Below are 23098 nucleotides of genomic sequence, written 5' to 3'. Positions count from 1 at the left end.
GGCTTGGGATTGCGGAAGTGCACGGCGAGAGCCGGCTGCTGTCGACGGTGACGGGCCCCAAACGGGACTCGTGACTGCTGTCGACAGCAGACACGAGCGGTCAGTGCGATTCCTATCCTCAAACAATGGCACGAATGCACACCCGCCGTCGCGGCTCGTCCGGTTCGGACAAGCCGTCGGCAGACGAACCGCCGGAGTGGAGCGACGTCGACCCAGAAGACATCGAATCTCGGGTCGTCGAACTGGCAGAGCAGGGCTACGATCCCAGCCAGATTGGGATGAAGCTGCGTGACGAAGGCGTCACCGGTACGCCCGTCCCGGACGTCAAGCTGGCGACCGGGAAGAAAGTCACCGAGATCCTCGAGGAAAACGACGCCACGTCAGACATCCCCGAGGACCTCCGGAACCTGATGGAGCGTGCGGTGCGCCTGCGCGAACACGTCCGCGAGAACCAGCAGGACCACCAGAACAAGCGCGCCCTGCAGAACACCGAAGCGAAGGTTCGCCGTCTGGTCGACTACTACCGCGGCGACGAACTCGAGCCCGACTTCACGTACTCCTACGACGTCGCAGTCGAGCTCCTCGAGAACGAGTAACACTGTATGTCCACCGAGGGTCGATCCGCCGAGCCGGCGTCCGCCACGAACGCGCTCGAGAGCGCCGGCTTCGTTCGGCTAATCGCCCGCGCCGATGGCGACGCACTCGCCGCGAGCGGATTGCTCGCGAGCGCGCTCGATGCGAGCGAGACGCCGTTTCAGGTGACCGTCGCACGCACAGTCGCGGCACGATCCGAACGGGTTCACACATCGACGCGCAAGGACGACGTGACGGTCGTCGTCGGCACCGCTGACGCGGTTGCCGACGCGGACGACGTCATCCAACTTGCGACACCCGATCGGCCAGCGACCCTCGAGGCAGTCGATCTCGTCCGCGACCTCGACGTGACGCCGGACCCGGTCGTCGCACTCGCCGGCATCGTCGCAAGCGGTGGCGACCCCGGCGCGGGCGAAAGCGAATGGCTCGAAACAGCCGCACGCGAGCAGGGCCTGCTCGAGCAGCGACCGGGCGTCGCGATCCCGACCGACGATCCGGTCGACGGGCTCGCACACTCGACGCGGCTGCACGCGCCGTGGTCGGGCGACCCTGACGCGACCCGCGAGGCGCTCGCGGACGTCGTCGACGGTGATCCCGCCGACTTCGACGCGGACGTCCATCGGGCGATCGGCTCGGTGGTCGCACTCGACGTCGTCGGTGCCGACGGGGCGACCGACACCGCTGCGACAACGATCGGTCGAGCGTTGCAGCCGTATGCGACGTCCGACGGACCGTTCGCGACGCTCGGTGGCTTCGCCGACGTGCTCGAGGCCACGGCCAGCGTAGACCCCGGCACTGGCGTCGCGCTCGCGATGGGGCACGATGTCCGCGAGCGGGCGCTCGAGGGCTGGCGTGAGTACGGTCGCCGCGCACACGCCGCGCTCAGGGACGGCTCGACCGGCCGCTACGACGGGCTGTTCGTCGTCGGCATCGATGACGGTCCCGTCGACGCGGTTGCACGAGTCGGAGTTACCTACCGGTCGCCCGAATCAGCCGTCCTCGCTGTCGGAGATGGTGAGGCGGCGATCGCGACCCGCGACGCTGACTCGCTCGGTGCGACCCTCGAGAGGGTTGCCCGCGAACTCACGGAGCGAGCGCCTGACGCCGATGTCGACTATGATGGCGGCAGGCGGCGTGGCTACCTGCGATTCGACCCCGACGTGGACGACACGACGATCATCGCGGCAGTGAGGGACCTGCTATGAGCCGTCACGCGACGATTCGGACGGACCACGACGACGCGACGCTCGTCGCGCGGGCGCTTCGCCCGGACAACACCGACGAGATGGAGACGACCGTCGACCGTGACGGTGAGACCGCAACGGTCGTCACGCACATCGAACGCGAGACGACCAGTGGCCTCCAGTCGACGGTCGACGACTACGTCGTCAACCTCGAGGTCGCGATCGACGTCGTTTCACAGGCACGGACCGAACAGCACGCAGAACCGACGGACACGGGACCTGTGTCCGACCCCGATAGCGACTCAACACACGACACACAATGAGTGAACGATCAGTTTCACGTGCGAAACAGGAGAAGCGGTGGTACACCGTCCTGGCACCCGAGCAGTTCGACCGCCAGGAACTCGGCGAAACCCCCGCTGACGAACCGGAGAAAGTCTACGACCGAACCATCGAAACGACGCTCGGCGAACTCACGAACAACGCCAGCGAGAACAACACGAAGCTGACCTTCAAGGTCACCGACGTCGGCAGCGACTCGGCGTACACGGAGTTCACGGAACACTCCCTGACCCGTGACTACCTGCGCTCGCTGGTCCGTCGCGGTGCCTCGAAGATCGAGGCCTACGTCACCGTCCTCACGACGGACGACTACCGCGTCCAGATTCAGCCCGTCGCCTTCACGACCAAGAAAGCCGACGCAAGTCAGGAGAAGGCCATCCGCGAGCAGATGGTCGAAATGATCGAAGACGCCGCCGAGGAGCGCTCCTTCGAGGAGCTCATCGACAGCGTCGTCGAAGGTCGGCTCTCCTCTGCCATCTACGGCGAGGCCAAGACGATCTACCCGCTGCGCCGTGTCGAGATCCAGAAGACCACCCTCGAGGCCCACCCCGAGGAAGTCGCCGAAGAAGAAGCGACCGCCGTCGACGTCGACGAAGACGACGTCGCTGCAGACGACTGAGACGCACAGCCGATACTCGCGTTTTCGATCCTTTTTCGCAGCTCACATCGGCCGGGAGCCGGCGGCTCGAGCGAAGTGGGAGTGTCGATAGAAGGACCGAACTGACTCGACTCGCAGCCGTCACTCGGAGACGACGATCTTGCCGTCCATCTCCGCGCGTTCGTGTGGGATACAGAAGTACTCGTAGGTGCCCGGCACTTCGAAGGTGTGTTCGAACGTCTCGCGCGGACCGAGGCGACCGCCGCGTTGGCCTTGCCAGGCGTGGCGTGCCGACTCTTGATTCTCGAACCCACCGGTGGCGAAAAAGGCAGCTTCGTCCGGGATCCCGTTGTCGTAGGCGGTGACGGTGTGGTCGGCTTCGCTCGTATTTTTCCAGACGACAGTGTCGCCGACGGAAATCTCGTAGACGTCGGGGAGGAACTCGGTGCGGTTCATACCGATGTGACAGTCCTCGCTAGCACAGGGATCGCTCCCGCCGATACTGATCGCGGACGAACACCCTGCCAGACCAGCTGAAACGGCAGTCCCGACAGCAGCGAGATAGACACGCCGGTGCATATCCCTTCGTTAGGACAGTTGCCGTATAACCGCCCCGGTTCAGTTCTCGAAAACGGCCCCGTGGAAACGAAAACACGTAAGGTATCTCCCCGTCGAATCGGGCCATATGCTTCCCCGGTTCGTCGGTCGACTGGGCGTCGCCGACGCGGTGACGATCGCCAACGCCGCGCTGGGGTTCGTCGCAGTCGTCGTCGCAGTCGTCGACATCGAACTGGCCGCCCGGTTGATCCTGCTGGCGGCGATCGCGGACGGCCTCGACGGGATCCTCGCGCGCCACTACGGCGGCACCGATGCCGGCCCCTATCTCGACTCGCTCGCCGACGTCGCCTCCTTCGCCGTCGCCCCTGCTGTCCTCTCTTTTACCGTCGTCTCAGACGGCCTCGAGCTCAGGTTCGACGCGGTCACTGCCGAGCTGCTGGTCGTAGCGGGTGTCTGTGCGCTGTTCGTCGCCATGGCCGTCACCCGACTCGGGATGTACACCGCATACGACGTGTCCGGAAACTACACCGAGGGTGTCCAGACGACGCTGGCCGCGACGATCCTCGGTGCGGCGATCCTCGCGGGTGAAACCCAGCCCTGGCTCGTCCTCGCGGTCACCGCTGCGTTCTGTTATCTGATGGTTTCACGGATCGAGTATCCCGATCTGCTGGCTCGAGACGCGGCGATCATGGGCGTCGTCCACGCGCTCGCGATCCTCGTCCCGACGTTCGCCGGGCGGACGTTTCCGTATGCACTCCTCACGCTCGGGCTGGCGTACATGACGCTCAGTCCGTGGTTCTACTGGGGCGAGACGGAGCGATCGTCGGAGACGGATGTCGACGTGCATGGAAACGCTTAGGACCGTGCTGACACGACTGTCGGGTATGCACACAGTCACGCGTCGGCGTCGTCCCCGGGTGGTACGATGAGTGAGGACGAGGCAAACGGTGACGACGCGGCCGCCGAAGCCGAACCGGAAGAGGAGGAGTCGGTCGATCTCGAGGCCATCGACGAGCGACTCACGACGCTCGCAGCCGACCTCGAGGACCTCGAAGCGGATCTCGAGGCAGCCGACACCGAAGACGACCTCGACGTCGTCGAAGCGGATCTCGACTCGTTCCGCGAGGACCTCGAAGACATCGAGATTCCGGAGCCGCCCGAGACCGACGAAGACGAGGAGGAAGAAGACGAAGAACCCGCGCCCGAAGAAGAGCTCCAGGAGAAGTACGACGAGATCGAGAGCGATCTCTCGGATCTCGAGTCCGATCTCGAGGACCAGCGCGGGCCCTACGGCGAGGATGTCGTTAGCGAAATCAACAGCGCCAGTAGCACGATCACGGGCACCCGCTGGACCGAAGAAGGAAATGCCGAGCTAATCGAGGCGGTCGAGGGCTTCCTCGACGACCTCAACGACCTGCTCGACAGTTCGGTCACGCTGGTCGAGGAGGGCGAGGACGTGTCGGCCCAACTCGACGCGACTCTCGACGATGCGGTCGACGCCGTCGAGGCCGCAGCTCTCGATGCCGACGACGACGCGGCGACGATCGCCGGCCTGCTCGAGGCAACCGACGATCTCCAAAGCGACATCGACGATGCGACCGAGTGGGCAGACCTCGAGGTCCGTGAACAGCTTCGCCGCGAAGGGTACTACGACGTACTCGAGCACGTCAAAGACTATCCGCCGGAGTGGCACGCGCTCAAGGTCCACGAGAAACGCGGCAACGTCGACATGATCCTCCTGGCGCTGGACACCTTCGACTCCGACTTCATGGAAGAGCATTGCATGGAGGCCCTCGAACGGATGGGTCCCGAGGAAGCCATCGACCCGATGCTCCAGAAGGCAAACCGCCGTGACCAGGCCGCGATGGCCGTCCTCGGCAAAATCGGCGTCGACGACGAGGAGGTCGTCGACACCCTCCTCGATTACGTCGACTCCAACCCGAACCTCCAACAGCCCGCGTTCCGCGCGCTCGGCGAGATCGGTGCGGAAGACGCCGTCGAACCGATCGCCCAGCAACTGGTCGCCGACGAGGCCGACGTTCGGAGCTGGGCTGCCCGCGCGCTCGGCCTGATCGGCGACACCCGCGTCATCGAACCGCTCGCGGACGTCCTCGCAGACGACGATTCCGACCGCGTCCGCGCCAGCAGTGCGTGGGCACTCCGCCAGATCGGTACCCAAGAGGCGCTCGCAGTCGTCGCCGACTACGACGACGACCGTGCCTACCTGGTACAGGCCGAAGCCGAACGCGTCGACCTCGAGCCCGCAGCCTGAGACGGTCTCCTGTCAGTCAGTACCGGTGCAACCGCGACCTGCCCTGCGGTTACACTGGTACATCGGTACAGCAAACCGTATGAGACACTGGTGGCCGTGGCGTGGCTGACCCGCCGCCACCTTCACAGTCGATGTTACACTCAGCCTTTCCAACAGTTTAAATACTGAAAGGCGGCCAGACAGGGCGATGGATACCCGTCGGGTCGCGCTCGGTGCCGTCTTCGTTTGCTGTCTCGCCTGTAGCACCGTGATACTCGCCGGATTGCCGATCGCTCACGGGACCGGAACCGCACTCCCAGACCGGTCCGCCGAGAGAGCCACTGCGAAACCGGCCGTGAACGCAACCGAACTCGCCTGTCCGCCGCGAGCAGGCGAGGCGACAGCGACTGTCTCGGCCACACGACGGCACTCGCGGATCGTCGGCCTCTACCCGAATCCCACGACCGATGGCAACGTCGGCGAGTTCGTCGTCCTCGAGACGCCGCCTGACACTCGGCTCGCGAATCTGACGCTTACCGACGGGGAGACGACGGCGTCGCTACCGAACCAGACGACCACCGGTCGCGTCGCGCTGAGCACGGCTCCGAACGTCACTGAGACGTTGACCGACCTGCGCGTTCTCGAACTCGAGGGCCGGCTCAAGCTGTCGGCTGACGGCGACGCGCTTCGACTCCGAAACGCGACGACCACGATCGATATGGTCTCCTACAACCGCGCGCCGACCGCCGAGCGATGGTATCGAACGAGGGCGCGTGCGGGCGAGACAGTCAGCGCTCGCGGCCAGTGGTGGCCGCGAGATGCCACCTGCCTGCCCGTCTCGAGCGCGACGATCGACGACGCAACGGCGTTCGTCCTCCCGGATGCACCACACATTCCGCGGGAGACGATTCGAAGTGCCGACAACCGGCTCCTGCTGGCCGGCTATACCGTCACCTCCGAGACGATTGCGACCGACCTCGTGGCTGCAGCCGAACGCGGCGTCGACGTCACGGTACTGTTCGAGGCGAGTCCCGTCGGCGGGACGCCGGCACCGACCGAAGCTGTCATCGAGACGCTCGAGACCGGCGGTGTCGATGTCCGCGTCATCGGCGGCGAACACGGGCGCTATCGGTACCACCACCCCAAGTATGCCGTCGCCGACGATCGCGTGCTGGTCACGACCGAGAACTGGAAGCCCGCGGGTGTCGGCGGCGAGAGCAGCCGCGGCTGGGGTGTTCGGTTCGAGAGCGAGGCGCTCGCGAACGATCTCGCGACCGTCTTCTGGGCCGACTTCGAGGGCCGAGATACGACGACCGGGACGGCGTATCTCGAGACCGCGTCGTTCGTCGACGACGGCACTGATGACATCCGTTCGCCGGCTCAGTCCGAATTTCCTACGACACACGAGCCGTCGACGGTTTCCGTCGAGTCAGCCGAATTGCTGGTCGCACCGGACAACGCCGAGCAGCGACTGACGGACCTTCTTGCAACAGCAGACGACGAACTCCTCGTTCTCCAGCCCAGTGTCGCCGCCGACGTCTCGTTGCTCGAGCCAACCATCGAAGCAGCCCGCCGCGGCGTTGAGGTTCGGATCTTGCTCGGATCGACGTGGTACAACGCCGACGAGAACGAACGGCTCGCAGCCGACCTCGAGCGGCTCGCTGCTCGCGAAGCGCTCCCGCTCGAGGTCCAACTCGTCGGCGACACCGATCGATTCGGGAAACTCCACGCGAAGGGCATCGTAATCGACCGAGAAGTGGTGGTCGTCGGCAGCGCCAACTGGAATTCGAACTCGCTCGGGAACAACCGCGAGGTACTCGTTGCACTCTATGGTGAGGAGATCGCGAGCTACTATGCTGCCGTGTTCGAAGCGGACTGGGAAGGGACGAGGTGGCGAATTCCGATCGGCCTCAGCGCCGCTTTCGCCGCTGCGCTCGTCGCTGTGGCGATCGCCGGTCGGCGATACATCCGGTTTGGGGAGTCACCGGGAGTATAACGCAAGCCCAACCGATCGTGTGTCAGTCCGCGCGACCGCCGACCTCGAGCAGTTCACAACAATCGTCTTCGGGATCGAAACAGTCGGGACACTGGCTGGGGCGGTCGATGATCGTGTCCAGTCGCTCTGCGACGGTGTCGTCGATGACGCTCTCTAAGGCGCGGGCTTCGTCGCGGAACTCCTCGACCTCGAGGACGTTCGCGAGGAAGCGTTCGATAATACAGTAGGTCTGGAGGGCGTTGTGAGCGCGCTCGAGGCCCTCGTCGGTCAGACTCGCGCCCTTGTACTTCTCGTGTTGGACGAGTTCTCGGTCCTGAAGTTTTCCGATCATCTCGTTGACGCTTGCGGGGCTGACGTCGAGCAGGTCAGCGAGCATGCCGGTCGATGCGGGGCCGTCCTCGATTCGTTGAGCCAGATAGATCGCCTTGAGATATTGGTCTGCAGTGTTCATACCAGTCCTCCGTCAGTGCCACGGTCTGTCGTGGCGGTGGTGCGCCGGTGTAACCGCAACCGGGCGTCGGTACAGGTATCGGACGGCGTGTTGGCGGCTGCACGCGCCGTGGTCGTCGATCGCTCGGTCATGCTCTCCGCTCCATAATCCCGGTTACTTCTTCGACGCCCGCGCGTTCCTCCTCACGGATGTCGTACAGCGCCTCGAGCAGCCGGTCGCGATCGACGGCAAACTCAGTGTCGGAGGCTTCGATCGCCGTGATCAGGTCGTCGTAGAACTTGTAGGCTGTCTCCTCGTTTGCCAACTGGTCGTAGAGGACGCCGTCCGTATCCTCTGGCGGCCCGTACTGGGCGTCGACCAGTGCGTTGATTTCTTCGTATTCAACCGTATCTGCCTCGAGATCGTCGATCAGCGCCTCGAGTTGCTCGCGGTGGGCGGCCGACTCGGCGGCTGCGTCGGCGAGTAACTCTTCGACCTCCTCGTCGAAGTCCGCTCGCTCCTCGGGCGGGAGCGAGTCGAGATGGAGGGCGGCGCGTGACTCGACGACTTCCTCCAGGACGACCCCGATCTGGAGCAATCGGGTCAGCTGGTGGTCGCTCGAGACACGCTGTCCCAGACTCATAGCCGACATACAGGTCTGTCGGTACTTATGTTTCCCTATTGCTCGAATTCGAGAGCCGATAGGTGACACGGGCATGACTCGAGTCGAGACGCCACCCGGTCTCCCGCGTCGATCGGGATTCGAAGCGACGTAGTCGCGGGTCGTTCGGTGTCCTGTCATCCGGACGGAGCCGTGTCTCCCGGGTCAGCGAAACCGAAAATTGAATCGAAACCGCAGCCGCAGTCGTTACTCGCGCCGATGGAGTCGCCGTGGGATCGAAGCTCCCACGAGCTGTTTACTCTCGGTCGCGAAGACGCGCGCCGATCAGCTCTTCGAGGTCGTCGCGGAGTTCGTCGACGTCGATCTCCTCTAAGACGGGCACGAAGAAGCCCTCGACGAGCATGTTGCGGGCGGCGCGCGGATCGACACCACGGGAGGTCATGTAGAACAGGTCCTCCTGGTCGATCTGGCCGACCGTCGCGGAGTGGCTGGCCTCGGTGTCGTGGTTGTTGATGATCAGCTTCGGGGAGGCGTCGGCCTCGCTCTCGTCGGAGAGCATCAACGTGTTCTCACGCTGGTAGGAGCTGGTGTCCCAGGCGTCCTGTCCAACGTCTTGAACACCCTCGTAGACCGAGCGGGCCACGTCGTCGGTGACGCCACGGGTGACGAGGTCTGCCGTCGTGTGCTCGGCGCGGTGCCAGACCTTCGCGTCGAGGTCGAAGTGCTGGTCGTTGTGGCCGTAGAAGGCACCGACGATCTGCGTCTCCGAAGAGTCGCCGCTGAGCGTCGTCGAGACCTCAGTCTTGGTCAGCTGCGTGCCGAGGTTGCCCTCGATCCAGTCGATCGTGGCGTAGGTGTCGGCGACGCCGCGTTTGACGGTGAAGTTGTAGGCCTCCTCCGAGAGGTTCTGGAGGCTGCCGTACTGGACGTAGCTGTTCTCGCCGGCGGCGACTTCGACGACGCCGCTGTAGTACTGCTCCTCGGCCTCCTGGCCGGTCGACTGGCGCTCTAAGATCGTGACCGAGGACGACTCCTCGGTGACGACGAGCGTGTAATTGAACAGCGAGCGGGAGTTCTGCTCGGTCCGGATCGTCACGTCCTCGGCGTCGACACCTTCGGGAACGTAGATGACCGTCCCGGTGCTGAACAGCGCTGTCGACAGCGCCGTCAGGTAGTTCTCCTGCGGATCGACGATAGAGCCGAAGTGCTCTTTCAGAAGTTCCTCGTGCTCGTCGACGGCGTCGGCCCACGACAGCACGTCGGCCTCATCGGGACCGACCTGGTCTTTGTTCTCCGCTGCGTTCAGCGGATCCACGAGCGACTCGAAGTCGAGTTCGTGGAGGTTCGTCCAGTTGCGACCCGGCGTCCGGATGACATCGGGCATGTCGAGGTCCTCGAGTGCGTCGAGGGCCTCGAGACGGGTCTCTAAGAGCCACTCGGGCTCGTCTAAGTCCCCGCTGATCTCGCGTACCTGTTCCTCCGTCAGATTGGCGTGTACCTGTGTTCCTGCGCTCATATTATCCGAGGCTCCCCTCCATCTCGAGTTCGATGAGGCGGTTGAGTTCGACCGCGTACTCGATCGGCAGTTCTTCCGTGATCGGCTCGATGAAGCCGGCGACGATCATCTTCTTGGCGTCGTCGTCGTCCAGCCCACGGGACTGGAGGTAGAAGATGTCCTCGTCGCCGATCTTGCCGACGGTCGCCTCGTGGGCGACGTCGACTTTCGACTCCTCGATCTCCATGTACGGCATGGTGTCCGAGGTGGACTCGTTGTCGAACATCAGCGCGTCACACTCCACCGCAGTCGAGGAGTTCTCGGCACCGTCGGCGATGTGGACGAGGCCGCGGTAGTTGGTGCGACCGCCGTCTTTGGAGATCGACTTGGACTCGATGGTCGAACTCGTGTCTGGCGCGTTGTGGTAGACCTTCGCGCCGGTGTCGATGTCCTGACCCTCGCCGGCGAAGGCGATGGTGATGTGGGTGTCGGTCGCGCCGCGACCCTTGAGGATCGAACACGGGTAGAGCATGGTGGCTTTCGAGCCCATGCTGCCCGAGATCCACTCCATCGTGCCGTTTTCTTCGACGATGGCGCGCTTGGTGTTGAGGTTGAACGTGTTCTTCGACCAGTTCTGGACGGTCGAATACTGGACGTGAGCGTCCTCGCCGACGAAGACTTCGACGCCACCCGAGTGCAGGTTGTGGGTGCCGTATTTCGGTGCGGAACAGCCCTCGATGTAGTGAACCTCGGAGCCTTCCTCGGCGATGATGAGCGTGTGCTCGAACTGGCCCATCCCTTCCGAGTTCATGCGGAAGTACGCCTGGACGGGCATCTCGACGGTGACGCCCTCGGGGACGTAGACGAACGATCCGCCGGACCAGACGGCGCCGTGTAGCGCAGCGAACTTGTTGTCGCTTGGCGGCACACAGGAAGTCATGAAGTGCTCTTTGACGAGGTCAGGGTGCTCCTGGACCGCGCGGTCCATGTTCATGAAGATAACACCCTTCTCCTCCCACTGTTCTTGCATGTTCTGGTAGACGACCTCCGACTCGTACTGGGCGCCGACGCCCGAGAGGGCGTTCTTCTCGGCTTCCGGAATGCCTAGCTTGTCGAAGGTGTCTTTGATCTCGTCGGGCAGCTCCGTCCAGTCGTCGACGCCTTCACGCTTGTCGACGTCCGGGCGGATGTAGGGGACGATCTCCTCGATGTCCAGTTCGGTCAGGTCCGGCTGACCGGGCCAATCCGTCGGCATCGGCATGTTCTGGTACTGCTTGAGCGCGCGCAGGCGACGCTCGAGCATCCAGTCGGGCTCGTCTTTGTCCTCGGAGATCATGCGGATGACCTCCTCGGTCAGGCCCTTGTCGGATTTGACCGCGGCGTTCTGTTCTTTCTTGAACTCGAAGCGGGCCTCGGTGTCAGTCTCTTTTAGGTGGTCTTGATCGGAACTCATTGGTTGATCAGTATTATGGTTACGGCTGTAGCGGTATTACGCTTGTTCTAGCTGAATCCGGTTACGCAGTGCCGTAGACTTCCTCGCGGACCCAGTCGTACCCCTTGTCCTCGAGTTCTTCGGCAAGTTCGGGACCGCCGCTTTTGGCGATCTGGCCGTCGAGCATCACGTGGACGTGATCGGGCTCGACGTAGTCGAGAATACGCTGGTAGTGCGTGATCTGGAGGACGCCGGTGCCCTGCTCGTCGCGCAAGGCGTTGATGCCGGTTGAAACGTCCTGCAGGCGGTCGATGTCGAGCCCGGAGTCGATCTCGTCGAGGACAGCAATAGACGGCTCGAGGATGGCAGCCTGCAACACTTCGTTCTGCTTTTTCTCCCCACCGGAGAAGCCAGCGTTGAGATAGCGCTGGGCGAACTTCTCGTCCATGTCCAGTTGCTTCATCTTCTCCTGGAGGATCTCCTGGAACTCGGCGACGCCGACTTCGCCTTCGTCCGCGGGACCTTCCATCGGCGAGGTCTCGAAGCCTTCGTCCTCGTCCTCGTCGTCACCCTCCTCGCCCTCAAAGAGCTCCTCGCGCTCTTCGATCTTGGCGTTGAGCGCCGTGCGAAGGAAGTTCGTCATCGTGACGCCCTCGATCTCGGCGGGGTACTGGAAGGCGAGGAAAATACCGAGCGCGGCGCGTTCGTTCGGCTCGAGATCCAGCAGGTCCCAGGTGCGCTGGTCCTCGTCGATCTCGATGTCCTCGCCGAACTCCTCGTCCTCGAGGTGCAACAGGACCTCACCGTCGGTGATCTCGTAGGCCGGGTGGCCGGCGATGACCTTCGCGGTCGTCGACTTCCCGGAGCCGTTCGGCCCCATCAGGGCGTGGATCTCGCCGGATTCGACCTCGAGATCGACGCCCTCGAGAATTTTCTCGTCGCCCTCCGCCACTTCCGCGTGCAGGTTACGTAGTTCGAGACGTGCCATAGTACTCTGTCACCTCAAAGGTGGGTCGTATGACTGATAACGGTTTCGTATCCAACTGGATACTGTCTTCTATTCGCAAAATAAGTTTTCTATTTGGAAACCACTGTTCCCATAGGCCGAGACAATCCATCATATGACCCGTCTATTGCGAAACCGCGGCAACTGGCAAGTTCTGGACACGGGACGGCTCGAGAGCGTCCAAAACCGGGGCTGTTCGGTTCGAGCGCGACAGCTGACCGCGAATCGATTGCTCGAGGTCAGACGGGTGTTCCAAGCTACATGAAGCTATCCAGGCCCTTCTGCTCTTGGCCGCTTTTAATCTCCTCCCACGAGACGCCCAGTGCTTCGAGAATGCGCTCGATCGGGCCCTGGAGCGTCTTCTCGAGCATCGTATCGTAGTCGACTTCGAACTCCTCGGGGATCTGGTCGTCGTACTCGAAACAGATCACGTCCGGATCGCGCTTGAACGCACCATAGAGCGGGTCCGTGCGAGCGTCGAACCCTTCCTCGTCCTCGAGACGCTCGAAGAACGAGGGATCGACGCGGTCGAGATACAGCCGTTTGGGTTTGCTCCCGCGCTGAAAGTTGGTTCCCAACAGGAGGTTGGCGTACTTCGCCCCGCGGACCTGTGCCGTGTCGGTGTCGTAGTTGTCGAGTCGCTTGCCGATCCCGCCGGGGATGGCGATCTCCTCGAGCGAAATCTCGCCCGCCAGCACGTCCTCGATGATCCCGTTGACGTACTCCTTGGCACCTTCCACGTCGCCCTCGCGGACGATCATCTCGATGACCCGGTGTTGCACTTCCTTGGTGATCGGCGCGATGTCGGAGCGCTGGTATTCGAAGCCGACGATGTCGATGTCGTCGACGTCTTTGCCTTCCTTCCAGGTGATGTGGCCAGCGTAGCGTTTCTTTTTGCCCGCCTGGAAAAAGCGCCGGTAGAGTTTTTCGAACTCGATCTGGAACCGATGCTCCTCAGCGTTTAGCTCCTCGATCGCGAAGTCGTCGTACCGTTCGTTGATGTACTCCTCGATCTCGAAGGACTGCTCGAGCGCATCTTCTTTGGGAACGTCGGGGCCGAGCTCGAGCATGACCGAGTCGGTGTCCCCATACGTAACTTGATACTCCAGTTCGTTTGCCGCTTCGTCCGTAAACTCGATGACGTCGCGGCCAGTCGCGGTAATTGCGGCTGCTGCCTCTTTATCATAGAGACGGAATTTATCCCATCCCGACACACCGTACAACGAATTCATAATAACCTTGACAGCTCCTTGCTGCCGGTCGTACTGCTCGTACTCGGGCGACCCGGGTTCGTGTTCGTTCCGGAGCGCCTTCTTTTCCTCGCGCTCGTCGAGCAGTTCCGTGATCATCTCCCGGTTCACGCCGTCCGGTTCCTTCCGGAAGTGTGTGCCCGTGGGCGCGACATAGGTCTCGCCGTCGTACTCGTCGGGGTCGACTTTCGTCTCCGGCGAGGCGTTGATCGTCGTCATACACATCGGATACAGCGACTTGAGGTCGAGCACGGTGACGTTCTCCTTGACGCCCGTAATCGGCTCGAACACCGCGCCGCCCTCGTACTCATCGCCGGCCTCCTGTTGGCCCTTCGAGGGCAACGCGAAACGACCGTGGGCCTCGTGGAGGACGTACATGTCGACCGCGTCGCCGGGGGTGGGGGCGTCCTCGAGTTTACAGCCGACGAACGACCGCACTTCGTCCCAGAAGGGGATGATCTCCTGCTGGCGATCGAGTTCGACACAGAGTTCCACGTCCCGGAGGTTGTACTCGAGCAGTCGCGTCGGGTCGTCCTCCCAGAGGTCGCCGATGTCGCCGGCGTAGCGCTCTTTGCCGACGCCGAGTTCGACTTCGCCGACGGCGTCGAGCCGGTAGGAGTCGAGTTCGGAGAACACCATCCGCTGGTAGCCATACAGCAGGTCGAAGACGATCCGCCCCTTGATGTCGGGGCCGCCCCAGTTGCTGCGCCAGACCTCGTCGACCCGCGAGAGGCGATCGATCGAGAGATCGTACTCGTGGTGGGGGCCGGCGAGTTCCTCGAGCCGGTCAAGGAAATAGGGCGCGTCGAAGTCCTCGAAGTTCCACCCGGTCAGGATATCCGGATCGGTTGCGTCGATATACTCGATGAAGGCCTCGAGCATCGCTTCTTCCTCCGCGAAGCTCCGGACCTCGTGGTCGATCACGCCCTCGATCGGCTCGTAGTCGTCTATTTCGCCGGGAATCGGCCCGTCGCCGATGGGTGCCTCGTAGAGCCACATGACGTACTCGTCGCGATAGGAGTCGTGGCTGGTGAGACAAACGATCGGTTCTTCACCGTCCTCGGGAAAGCCCGAGCGGTCGTCGACCTCGATGTCGAAGGTGTTGATGCGCGGGTCGGCGTCGACGTCTGCAGCCTCGACTTCGTCGTGAGGAACGACCAGCGAGTCGTCGTCAGCGCGCCGTTCGGGCACCCGGATCCCGCTCCGGACGTCCTTGTCGATCAGAAACCGGTTCGGAAAGAGGATGTCGGCCTCGTAGTGGTCGAAGTCATCACGCACTTGCCCGACATCCCGTGGCGTCTGGCCGAAGATTTTGGTGAGTTTCTCGCCGCGGATACTCTCGTAGGGCTCACCATCGTGATCGAACTCTCGGCTGCCCGTCAGCCGGTCGTAGGCCTCTTCGGGTGGTCGCTCAAGCGTGTCCGTCGGCGCATAGAAGTACGGTTTGAAGCCGACCACCTGGACGTGCTCTAACTCGCCGTCGGGCGTGCGCCCGAAAACGTGCATGATCGGTCGCTCCTCGTCGCCGTAGCCGGCGATGGTGTAATCGACCTGCATCACCGCGAGTTCGAGGTCGCCCTCGGGTTCAGGAAGCGTCTCCTCGAGGACGTCAATCACCTCCGCGGCGTCGGTCCCGCCGTTGCCAGCGACGGCAACAGCCTCTTCTGCCGGCCGGTCGTCACTGTCGTCGGACTCGTCGCCGAAATCCGTGAGCCCGGTCTGGCCCGCCTCAGTCATGGTACTGGGGTTGGCAGGCGGCGGCTAAAAACCCCCAGATTCACCGCTCGCCGAGACCGTCTTCGACACCTGGCTCGAGGCATCCGTCTCCGTCACAAACGACGAGATGGACAACTACACACAAGCCTTGCAGAAGCAAGAAGACATTTAACGTGGTAACACATAGCATATAACCGGATACTGGATATGTCTTCCCATCTAAACGACGACGCGGCAGATCGGAGCGAGCCGAGTAGCATTCCTGACGGGACCGCGACGATCGAATCCTATGAGACCGACGACGGCGTCGTCTTCTACGACGCGGAGAACCCCCTCGCGTGGGTAGAGACCTCCCAGACGCTCACGCTCGAGGACCTGGCCTAAGACCGGCTGCGGTACCGGTTTCCGGCGCAACGACGATCAACGTATGCGCCGGACCACAGTTTCGACCGAGTATCTGAAACAGATCGCGAAGCGAACGCTTTTCCGCCCGCTTATCATCGATTTCCATGTGGTATTCGACCGGACCGAGAACGAACCCGAGGAGTGGGACCCCGAGGAGGAGTTCTACGATCCCGACAGCGACGGGCTGACGATTCCGCAGGTGGCGACCGAGGACGAGCCGGATGCGGATGGGGCCGAAAGTGCGATCGACGTGCCGAGCGTGTCCACCGCCGAGACGGACGTTCCAAGCGACATCCTACAGGCGTTCTGGGGGCTGGTGTTGGTCATCAACGCCGCCCTCTTCATCGTCTCGATCGGGGCCTTACTGCTGGTATTCGAAGGCGATGCAACTCGCGGCGGTATCCTCGTTGGCGCTGGGATCGTCCTGTTCGGACTTGCCGGACGACGCTACCGTGCGTTTCGAGCCGATAGCGACGACGGTGCAGCGGACGACGACTCTGCTGACGGGACCCCATCAGCGAGCGAGGCAACCGAAACGGCTTCGGGGGACGGTGCCCAACCACAGTCACCGACCCGATCCGATCGCAAATGAATACCGTCAAGGACGACACCGGCAAACGATACCTGCTTCTCAAACACTCCGACAGTGCAAGTCTCGTTCGCGATCCCGAAACCGGCAACGAGTGCTACGTTCAGAACGACCGCTTAGAACCCGTCGACGGTGAATCGCCCCTCGAGACGGCTACCCGCAGCGTCGGCGACCCGGTGCTGACGCTGCTCACGAACGTTCACGACGAGGAAACGCTCGGACTGTTGCTCGAGCTCGCGACACGGGGGCCACTCGGCGTCCGCACCCTACTCGACGCCTACGAGTTCTGTGAAAGCGACCTACACGGTCGGCTGACGGTGCTTGTGGCTGCCGGCTTGCTCGAGGAGACCGAGGTCGCCGGCGAACGGGGCTATCAGGTTACCGACACCTGTGAGACCGCACTCGAGACGATCCGACCGGCGGCTGCATCGGCGGACGAGACCGACGACTCCAACTGAGCGAGGGGCCGCTCGAGTCGAGCCTCGAGCGGCCTCACTCCGACGCGAGGAGTTCCGCCTCCGGGGGCTCGCCGCGCTCGAGTCGCGAGCGGTTCGACGTCGCATCCTTCTCGACGCGGACGAGCGAATCGGCCGCCCCGACGAGTTCCTCGTCGTGGCTGACGACGACGATCTGTTCGACACCGAAGTCGTTGCGCATCGATTCGATCAGCGAGACGAGTTGGGTGACGTGACCCGAATCGAGGAAGACCGTCGGCTCGTCGAGGATGAGCGGCGGCATCGGCGCGGTTCCCTCGACCCCTTCGGCCAGCAGCCGGTAGATCGCACACCGCAGGCTGAGATTAAAGAGTGCCCGCTCGCCACCCGAGAGTTGCTCGGGCTCTAAGGCTTCGCCGTCTTTCTGATAGACCGTCAGCCGGTAGTCGCCGTCGAGATCGATCGCCGCGTAGGAGTCGTTCTGATAGACTAGGTCGAACGTCTCGTTGAGCAGCCGTTCCAAGGTCTCGACGTTGCGCTGGCGCAGTTCCGCCCGCAACTCGCCGTAGGTCGTTTGGAGCGTCTCAGCTTCTCCATACAGCGACTCGAGGTGCTTACACTGGGCCTCGACGCGCTCTAAGCGCTCGCGAAGTCGCTCGAGTTCGGCGAGTTTCTCGTCGACGCTGCCAATCGCCCCCTGTACCTCGTCGCGCTCGGACTCGAGGTCGGCGAGTTTCTCGTCGACCTGCTCGATGTACTGCTCGGCGTTTCGCTTGTCCTCTCGGGCGGTTTCGACTCGCTCGTCGTCGAATTCGGACTCGAGATCGCGCTTGCGTTCGCGTTTCGCCGAGAGGGTCTCGCGACGCTCCTCGTTGATCTCCTCCCAGTCCGTGATGCGCTCGCGAAGCCGGTCGATCTCGGTTTCGAGCGTGGCTCGCACGTCGGTGATCTCAGAGATCCGCTCGAGCGTCTGGATCGTCTCCTTGAGTTCCCCGCGCTTGGTGTTGAGTTCGCCGATGGCTGCCCGTGCGTCAGCCACCTCGGCTTCGCGTTCGTCGGCGGCGGCTCGCTTCGCCTCGGCCTCGGTCTCGTACTCGTCGGCGTCCGCTCGCAGCTGGTCGCGCTGGTCGCGCCGGTCCGCAACGCTGTCGCGTTTCTCGGCGAGTAACTGTTCGACGTTCTCGCGGTTGTCCTCGAGCCGGTCGACCCGTCGCTCGGCCTCGAGTAAGGCCTCGGCGCGGTCGATCCGTTCGTCTAACTCGTCGCGCTCGGCCTCGAGTTCGTCGCGTTCGGTCGCTAACTCGTCACGCTCCGCCCGGCGATCGTCCAGCACGTCGACGTGTGGCGAGTCCTCGACGGGCTGGCCACACTCCGGACATTTGCCTTCCTCGAGCAGCCGTTCGCCCTCTTCGATCGCGTTCTCGGCGGTCCGGATGTCCGCGGTGATGTCGTTGATCGCTGCGCTCAACTCCTCGCGGTCGGCTTTGAGAGACTCGAGGTGAGATTCGCTCGTCCCGAAGTCGACGGGAGCGTCGTCGAATGCCGCCCGTGCGTCCGCGATCTCCGCGTCGAGGTCCTCGAGTTTCGCTTCCCGGTCGGCAATCGTCTCCTCGTCGTCCTCGATTCGCGCTGTGAGGTCGTCGGCGTCTTCTCGGGCGGCTTCGGCCTGCGCCTCGAGGTCGTCGGCCTCCGTGCGCAGTCGCTCGATCTCGTTTGTCCCCTCCGTGATCGTCACCCGGACATCCTCGAGATCGTCACGGAGGTCCTCGTCGCGTGCGTCGAGTTCCTCGATTCGGGTCTTGATGACTGCATCGTCGGGGTCGGTCGTCTCGAAACCGACCGTCTCGAGCAGGTCGGCACGCTCGTCGGCGAGCGCTTCGCGTCGCGTTCTGTGCTCGCTAATCTCGTCGCTCGCGTCCTCGCGCTCCCGTTCGGTATCGGCGATTTTCGACTGGAGGTCCTCGATCTCGTCCTCGAGCGTGACGATCTCTTCGCGAGTCTCTTCGTAGCGCTCGAGGACGTCTTCGGCGGTCTCGAGGGTCTCCCGGGCCTGCTCGCGCTGTGTTTCGTAGTGGTCGATCTCCTCGGTGAGGTCAGCACGGCGAGACTCGAGTTCGTTGAGTTGTGTGTGGAGATCCTGTGTCTCCTTTTCTTCGACCTGCTGTTGGATATTGTCGAGTACATCGCGCTGGCCGTCGAGTACCGTTTTGACGCCGAGTCGGGCGTCGCTGGCCCGCTCGCGGTAGTCCTCGAGTGCCCCCAGCTGGAGGAGATCGTCGATCATGTCCTGGCGGTCGCTCGGCGAGGCGTGGATGAGCTTGTTGACCTCGCCCTGTCGGACGTACGCGCAGTTGACGAACGCCTCGGCGTCCATTCGCAAGAGTTCGGTCACCTCTCGGCGGACGTCGCGGGCCCCCTCGATCGTCTCGGTCGGTGTCTCGAGGACGCACTTCGTCGTCGTGGCACGGTCACCGCGGAGTTTGAGTCGGCGCTCGACGTGATATTCGCGACCGTCGTGGGTAAACCAGAGTTCGACCTCGCTTTCGTCTTCGCCGGTCGTGATGACATCGTCTAACGTGCGGTCATCGAGGGCCTTCGAACCGTAGAGCGCAAAGAAGACGGCCTCGAGCAGCGTCGACTTCCCGCTGCCGTTGACGCCGTGAACGACGGTCACGCCGCGCTCGAGGGTGAGATCGGCGTCGCCATAGCATTTAAAATTCAGCAGGCGAACACGGTCGACTCTCATGCGAAATCACCCAGCGAAGCGGTGTCGGCGTCGGCAGTCTCGTCGGCCTCGCCGGCGTCGTCGGTCGTGCTTTCGGCTGTGTCGGCTGTCGGCTCGGTGCCTTCGCCCGTACCACCAGCGCTGGTGCCAGTCGAATCGGCTTCGGGGTCGGCCTCGTCGGCGAGGTGGTCGGCGACCGTCGTTACGTCCTCGTCGCCCGGTTCGCGCTCCGGCGCGGGCTCGAAGGCCGATCGGTCGTCCTCGAGCAACTCGCGAACCCGTCGTTCGACGGTCTCGCGGACGTTCGCGTCGGCGAGGTCACTGTTCCGGACGGCCTCGTCGATCTCGCGGGCGGCATCGCTGAGCCCCAGTTCGCGCACCCGCTCGCGAACGGCGTCATCTGGGTTTGCGAAGCTGACCGACACCTCGTCGTCCTCGTCGGGGAGTTCCCGGCGGTCGTTGACGCGGGCGACGAGCGCCCCGCGGTCGATCGCGAGTTCCTCGATCGCCGCAGGCGTGATCGGACGACCCTCACCCTCGATCGTGACGATGACGACCGCCTCCTCGAGGTCGTGCTGGCGGACGCGTTCCTGCACGCGGTCGATTCCCTCGCCCTCGGCGAGGTCGACGTCGACGAAGACGAACTCGCGGGTGTCGGTGAGCCCGCGGCGACTGATCGCGACCGACTCCTCGAAGTCGACGATGTTGTAGCCTCGGTCTTCGCGCTCACTGGCGCTTGCCCGTTCGGTCGAGCCGCAGTAGGTGACCCAGGTGTCGCGGACCTCGGCAGTGTCAGGCGCGTGGTTGTCGCCCAACAGGACAGCATCGAAATCGACCGTCGATTCCTCGAGGACGACCTCGGTGTCCCAGTCGGCGTGGGCGAAGGGTTCGAAGAGGCCGTGGCTCACCAGCGTCGCGTGGTCGGCTTCCTCGGGGACCGGATCGAACGCGTACTCGAGGTCGTCCCGGCGCGAGCGGGGGACGAAGTCCAGACCGTAGAAGGCAGCGTCGCCGACGACGACCGGGTCAGCACCGAGTCTCGTCGCCAGCCCGAGATCCGCGAAGAGATCGAGCCACTGGGCGTCGCGTTTCGATTCGTGGTTGCCGACGACGGCGAGAAAGGGAACCCCGGCGTCGGAGAGCGTCCGGAGGACGTCGATCGTGCCCTGCAGATCGACCAGACTCGGTCGACGGTCGTGAAAGAGGTCGCCGGCGTGGACCACCGCGTCGATGTCGTCGGCGACGGCGTCCTCGACGACCGAGCGGAACGCCTCGAGAAAGTCCTGTCGTCGCTCGGGCGAGTTGTACTGCTGGTACCCGATGTGGGTATCGCCCGTATGGATAACCCGCGTCATTGGCCAGTGGTTTGCGAGTCCACCCTAAAGGGGTTCCGTCACCGGAGTGAAAGTAAACGCCACGAACCGACAGCGCGGGTCGGGAGAGACGAGTCAGTTACGCGTCGATATCGAGACTGTAGAGGCGCTTACGTGCGTCAGAGAACGAAAAGCGCGAGTCGACGACGTTCTTTTCGTCGAGTCGGTTGAGCGCGTACCGGACCGTCCGGGACGGCAGCAGCGTCTCGTCGGCGATCTGTTGTTGGGTCATCGTGTCGTTGTACTCGAGGACTTTCGCGACCAATTTCGCACTCGGCGGCAGCTCACGGACGTCGTCCCACGTTCCCCGATCGGCAGTCTCCTGTTGAAGGGACTCTGATGCACTCATCTTATCCACCTATTCCGAATACGGGGTAATAATATTTTCCATTCTATCTAATGCTCACTAGTAATACGCTGTGGTTGAGTGCACCTACCCGAAGCCTCTTAAGAACCAACACCCAAAGGACGGGTGATGAGCGACACTGTGGACGACGTCGACCTCCCATATGATGAGGACGAGGCGTCCCAACAGGAGAAAATCCAGGCGCTCGAGGAACGGCTGGAGATCCTCGAGGCGCAAAACGAGGAGATGCGTGACAAGCTCCTCGACGCCAACGCCGAGAACAACAAGTACCAGCAGAAACTCGAGCGACTTACACACGAAAACAAGAAGCTCAAGCAGTCCCCGCTGTTCGTCGCCACCGTCCAAGAGGTCACGGACGAGGGCGTCATCATCAAACAACACGGGAACAACCAGGAGGCGCTGACCGAAGTCACCGACGAGATGCGCGCCGATCTCGAGCCCGACGCTCGAGTGGCTGTCAACAACTCGCTGTCTATCGTCAAGCCCCTCTCGAGCGAGACCGACGTGCGCGCTCGCGTGATGGAAGTCACCGAGAGTCCCGACGTCAGTTACGAGGACATCGGCGGTCTCGAAGAGCAGATGCAAGAAGTCCGCGAGACCGTCGAGATGCCCCTCGAGAAGCCCGAGATGTTCGACGACGTCGGGATCGACCCGCCAAGCGGCGTCTTGCTCTACGGGCCGCCGGGCACCGGGAAGACGATGCTCGCCAAAGCCGTGGCCAACCAGACCGACGCCACCTTCATCAAGATGGCCGGCTCGGAGCTGGTCCACAAGTTCATCGGTGAGGGTGCGAAGCTCGTCCGCGACCTCTTCGACGTCGCCCGCGAGCACGAACCCGCCGTCATCTTCATCGACGAGATCGACGCCATCGCCGCCAAACGGACTGAGTCCAAGACCTCCGGCGACGCCGAGGTCCAGCGGACGATGATGCAACTGCTCTCCGAGATGGACGGCTTCGAGGAACGCGGTGAGATCCGCATCATCGCGGCCACCAACCGCTTCGATATGCTCGACCGGGCCATCCTCCGCCCGGGCCGGTTCGACCGCCTCATCGAAGTGCCAAAGCCCAACCAGGAGGGCCGCGAGATCATCTTCGAGATCCACACCCGCGGGATGAACGTCGCCGACGACGTCGACTTCGCCGAACTGGCCGAAGAGGCCGAGGCGGCCTCCGGTGCCGACATCAAGGCCGTCTGTACCGAAGCCGGCATGTTCGCCATCCGCGACGACCGCACCGAGATCCGGATGGAAGACTTCCGCAGCGCCTGGGACAAGGTTCAGGCCGAATCTGACGAGACCGAAGACGTCTCGAAAACCTTCGCCTGAACGCGCTCGAGGTCGACGGCGATCTTTCTCTTCGCTTTTCACTCGCTCGAGCCATCCCGTTCGATGCGCTATCCAGACAGCGTTCGCTCTGTCGTCGAGAGAACCAATCTCAGTTTCGTGGCCGATCTGCCGCGATCAACGAAGCGGCCAGTGTGTACGGTCCGAGACTATAGCGCCGAGAAGACGAGCCACGGCACGACGAACATAGCCACGGTCAGCACCGCGAGAATCAGCACATACCCGATGCCCGTTCCCGCCGCGGTACGCCACGCCGGATGGTCGAATTCACTGAGATCGACTGCCATGTCACGTTCATCCGGTGACGACCGCATAAGCGTACCGGAACGCGTGACTCGAGAATCGGCGTATATCCAGCAGCGAGCGCGTTAATAACAGTCGATGTGC

Annotated in this window: 22 protein-coding genes; 11 read left to right on the top strand and 11 right to left on the bottom strand. The window is 63.2% G+C overall.

Translation table 11 applies throughout. The annotated features are described in order from the left end of the window. Nucleotides 1-125 precede the first annotated feature (125 nt). The 4 genes from ACERI1_RS02420 to ACERI1_RS02405 are packed head-to-tail and all read left to right on the top strand — an operon-like array spanning nucleotide 126 to nucleotide 2739. Nucleotides 126-596: a 30S ribosomal protein S15 gene (locus ACERI1_RS02420; protein WP_373616434.1), complete on the top strand. Its 471-nt coding sequence runs from the start codon at nucleotides 126-128 to the stop codon at nucleotides 594-596. Nucleotides 597-602: 6 nt separating this feature from the next. Beyond that, nucleotides 603-1799, top strand: a complete 1197-nt coding sequence (locus ACERI1_RS02415; RefSeq protein ID WP_373616433.1) for an exonuclease — start codon at nucleotides 603-605, stop codon at nucleotides 1797-1799. Then, nucleotides 1796-2101: a KEOPS complex subunit Pcc1 gene (locus ACERI1_RS02410; RefSeq protein WP_373616432.1), complete on the top strand. Its 306-nt coding sequence runs from the start codon at nucleotides 1796-1798 to the stop codon at nucleotides 2099-2101. Before ACERI1_RS02415 ends, ACERI1_RS02410 begins: the two co-directional genes overlap by 4 nt. Continuing rightward, nucleotides 2098-2739 carry a 30S ribosomal protein S3ae gene (locus tag ACERI1_RS02405; protein ID WP_373616431.1) on the top strand — a complete coding sequence of 214 codons (642 nt, stop codon included), beginning with the start codon at nucleotides 2098-2100 and terminating at the stop codon, nucleotides 2737-2739. The genes ACERI1_RS02410 and ACERI1_RS02405 overlap by 4 nt, the downstream gene beginning before the upstream one ends. Nucleotides 2740-2859: 120 nt before the next feature. Here the strand turns inward: ACERI1_RS02405 and ACERI1_RS02400 are convergent, their stop codons facing one another. Next, nucleotides 2860-3297 (bottom strand): plastocyanin/azurin family copper-binding protein, encoded by a 438-nt coding sequence (locus ACERI1_RS02400; RefSeq protein WP_373616430.1) that lies wholly within the window; start codon nucleotides 3295-3297, stop codon nucleotides 2860-2862. A 106-nt stretch (nucleotides 3298-3403) separates the two neighbouring features. Between ACERI1_RS02400 and ACERI1_RS02395 the strand changes: the two genes are divergently transcribed. From ACERI1_RS02395 to ACERI1_RS02385, 3 genes are all read left to right on the top strand, one after another. Next, nucleotides 3404-4135: a protein sorting system archaetidylserine synthase gene (locus ACERI1_RS02395; RefSeq protein WP_373616429.1), complete on the top strand. Its 732-nt coding sequence runs from the start codon at nucleotides 3404-3406 to the stop codon at nucleotides 4133-4135. 66 nt (nucleotides 4136-4201) lie between these two features. After that, the gene (locus ACERI1_RS02390; protein WP_373616428.1) at nucleotides 4202-5548 is read left to right on the top strand and encodes a HEAT repeat domain-containing protein; all 1347 of its coding nucleotides are present in this window, start codon (nucleotides 4202-4204) and stop codon (nucleotides 5546-5548) included. 187 nt (nucleotides 5549-5735) lie between these two features. Then, nucleotides 5736-7523 (top strand): phosphatidylserine/phosphatidylglycerophosphate/cardiolipin synthase family protein, encoded by a 1788-nt coding sequence (locus ACERI1_RS02385; RefSeq protein ID WP_373616427.1) that lies wholly within the window; start codon nucleotides 5736-5738, stop codon nucleotides 7521-7523. A gap of 22 nt (nucleotides 7524-7545) precedes the next feature. Here the strand turns inward: ACERI1_RS02385 and ACERI1_RS02380 are convergent, their stop codons facing one another. From ACERI1_RS02380 to ACERI1_RS02355, 6 genes are all read right to left on the bottom strand, one after another. Further along, nucleotides 7546-7974, bottom strand: a complete 429-nt coding sequence (locus ACERI1_RS02380; RefSeq protein ID WP_373616426.1) for a metal-dependent transcriptional regulator — start codon at nucleotides 7972-7974, stop codon at nucleotides 7546-7548. 127 nt (nucleotides 7975-8101) lie between these two features. Further along, on the bottom strand, nucleotides 8102-8596 hold the full coding sequence (locus ACERI1_RS02375; protein ID WP_373616425.1) for a ferritin-like domain-containing protein: 495 nt from the start codon (nucleotides 8594-8596) through the stop codon (nucleotides 8102-8104). Nucleotides 8597-8870: 274 nt separating this feature from the next. Beyond that, entirely contained in the window at nucleotides 8871-10091 is a 1221-nt protein-coding gene (gene sufD / locus ACERI1_RS02370; RefSeq protein ID WP_373616424.1) for a Fe-S cluster assembly protein SufD, read from the bottom strand. Between the two features lies 1 nt (nucleotide 10092). Continuing rightward, nucleotides 10093-11523, bottom strand: a complete 1431-nt coding sequence (gene sufB, locus ACERI1_RS02365) for a Fe-S cluster assembly protein SufB (RefSeq protein ID WP_373616423.1) — start codon at nucleotides 11521-11523, stop codon at nucleotides 10093-10095. A gap of 61 nt (nucleotides 11524-11584) precedes the next feature. Beyond that, a complete protein-coding gene (locus tag ACERI1_RS02360; protein WP_373616422.1) occupies nucleotides 11585-12490 on the bottom strand; it encodes an ABC transporter ATP-binding protein in 906 nt (301 codons plus the stop codon). Nucleotides 12491-12765: 275 nt separating this feature from the next. Beyond that, nucleotides 12766-15495, bottom strand: a complete 2730-nt coding sequence (locus ACERI1_RS02355) for a DNA-directed DNA polymerase (protein WP_373616421.1) — start codon at nucleotides 15493-15495, stop codon at nucleotides 12766-12768. 186 nt (nucleotides 15496-15681) lie between these two features. Here ACERI1_RS02355 and ACERI1_RS02350 point away from each other — a divergent pair, with 186 nt between their 5' ends. The 3 genes from ACERI1_RS02350 to ACERI1_RS02340 all read left to right on the top strand — a co-directional run bounded on the left by ACERI1_RS02350 (nucleotide 15682) and on the right by ACERI1_RS02340 (nucleotide 16926). Beyond that, nucleotides 15682-15858: a hypothetical protein gene (locus tag ACERI1_RS02350; RefSeq protein ID WP_373616420.1), complete on the top strand. Its 177-nt coding sequence runs from the start codon at nucleotides 15682-15684 to the stop codon at nucleotides 15856-15858. A 127-nt stretch (nucleotides 15859-15985) separates the two neighbouring features. Continuing rightward, nucleotides 15986-16471 (top strand): hypothetical protein, encoded by a 486-nt coding sequence (locus tag ACERI1_RS02345; RefSeq protein ID WP_373616419.1) that lies wholly within the window; start codon nucleotides 15986-15988, stop codon nucleotides 16469-16471. Further along, a complete protein-coding gene (locus tag ACERI1_RS02340; protein ID WP_373616418.1) occupies nucleotides 16468-16926 on the top strand; it encodes a hypothetical protein in 459 nt (152 codons plus the stop codon). Before ACERI1_RS02345 ends, ACERI1_RS02340 begins: the two co-directional genes overlap by 4 nt. Nucleotides 16927-16960: 34 nt before the next feature. Here the strand turns inward: ACERI1_RS02340 and rad50 are convergent, their stop codons facing one another. The 3 genes from rad50 to ACERI1_RS02325 form a co-directional block, all read right to left on the bottom strand. Next, nucleotides 16961-19648 carry a DNA double-strand break repair ATPase Rad50 gene (rad50, locus tag ACERI1_RS02335; protein WP_373616417.1) on the bottom strand — a complete coding sequence of 896 codons (2688 nt, stop codon included), beginning with the start codon at nucleotides 19646-19648 and terminating at the stop codon, nucleotides 16961-16963. Further along, a complete protein-coding gene (mre11, locus tag ACERI1_RS02330; protein ID WP_373616416.1) occupies nucleotides 19645-20982 on the bottom strand; it encodes a DNA double-strand break repair protein Mre11 in 1338 nt (445 codons plus the stop codon). The genes rad50 and mre11 overlap by 4 nt, the downstream gene beginning before the upstream one ends. Nucleotides 20983-21079: 97 nt before the next feature. Then, entirely contained in the window at nucleotides 21080-21349 is a 270-nt protein-coding gene (locus ACERI1_RS02325) for a MarR family transcriptional regulator (RefSeq protein ID WP_373616415.1), read from the bottom strand. Between the two features lie 126 nt (nucleotides 21350-21475). Here ACERI1_RS02325 and ACERI1_RS02320 point away from each other — a divergent pair, with 126 nt between their 5' ends. After that, nucleotides 21476-22693 (top strand): proteasome-activating nucleotidase, encoded by a 1218-nt coding sequence (locus ACERI1_RS02320; protein WP_373616414.1) that lies wholly within the window; start codon nucleotides 21476-21478, stop codon nucleotides 22691-22693. 167 nt (nucleotides 22694-22860) lie between these two features. On the opposite strand, the gene ACERI1_RS02315 is transcribed toward ACERI1_RS02320, so the two are convergent. Beyond that, entirely contained in the window at nucleotides 22861-22998 is a 138-nt protein-coding gene (locus tag ACERI1_RS02315; RefSeq protein ID WP_373616413.1) for a hypothetical protein, read from the bottom strand. Between the last annotated feature and the right edge of the window lie 100 nt (nucleotides 22999-23098).

The sequence above is a fragment of the Natrinema sp. HArc-T2 genome, from assembly GCF_041821085.1.
Taxonomy (GTDB): Archaea; Halobacteriota; Halobacteria; order Halobacteriales; family Natrialbaceae; genus Natrinema.
The sequence above is the reverse complement of the archived record's forward strand: the minus strand, read 5'-3'. Positions and strand labels throughout refer to the sequence as shown.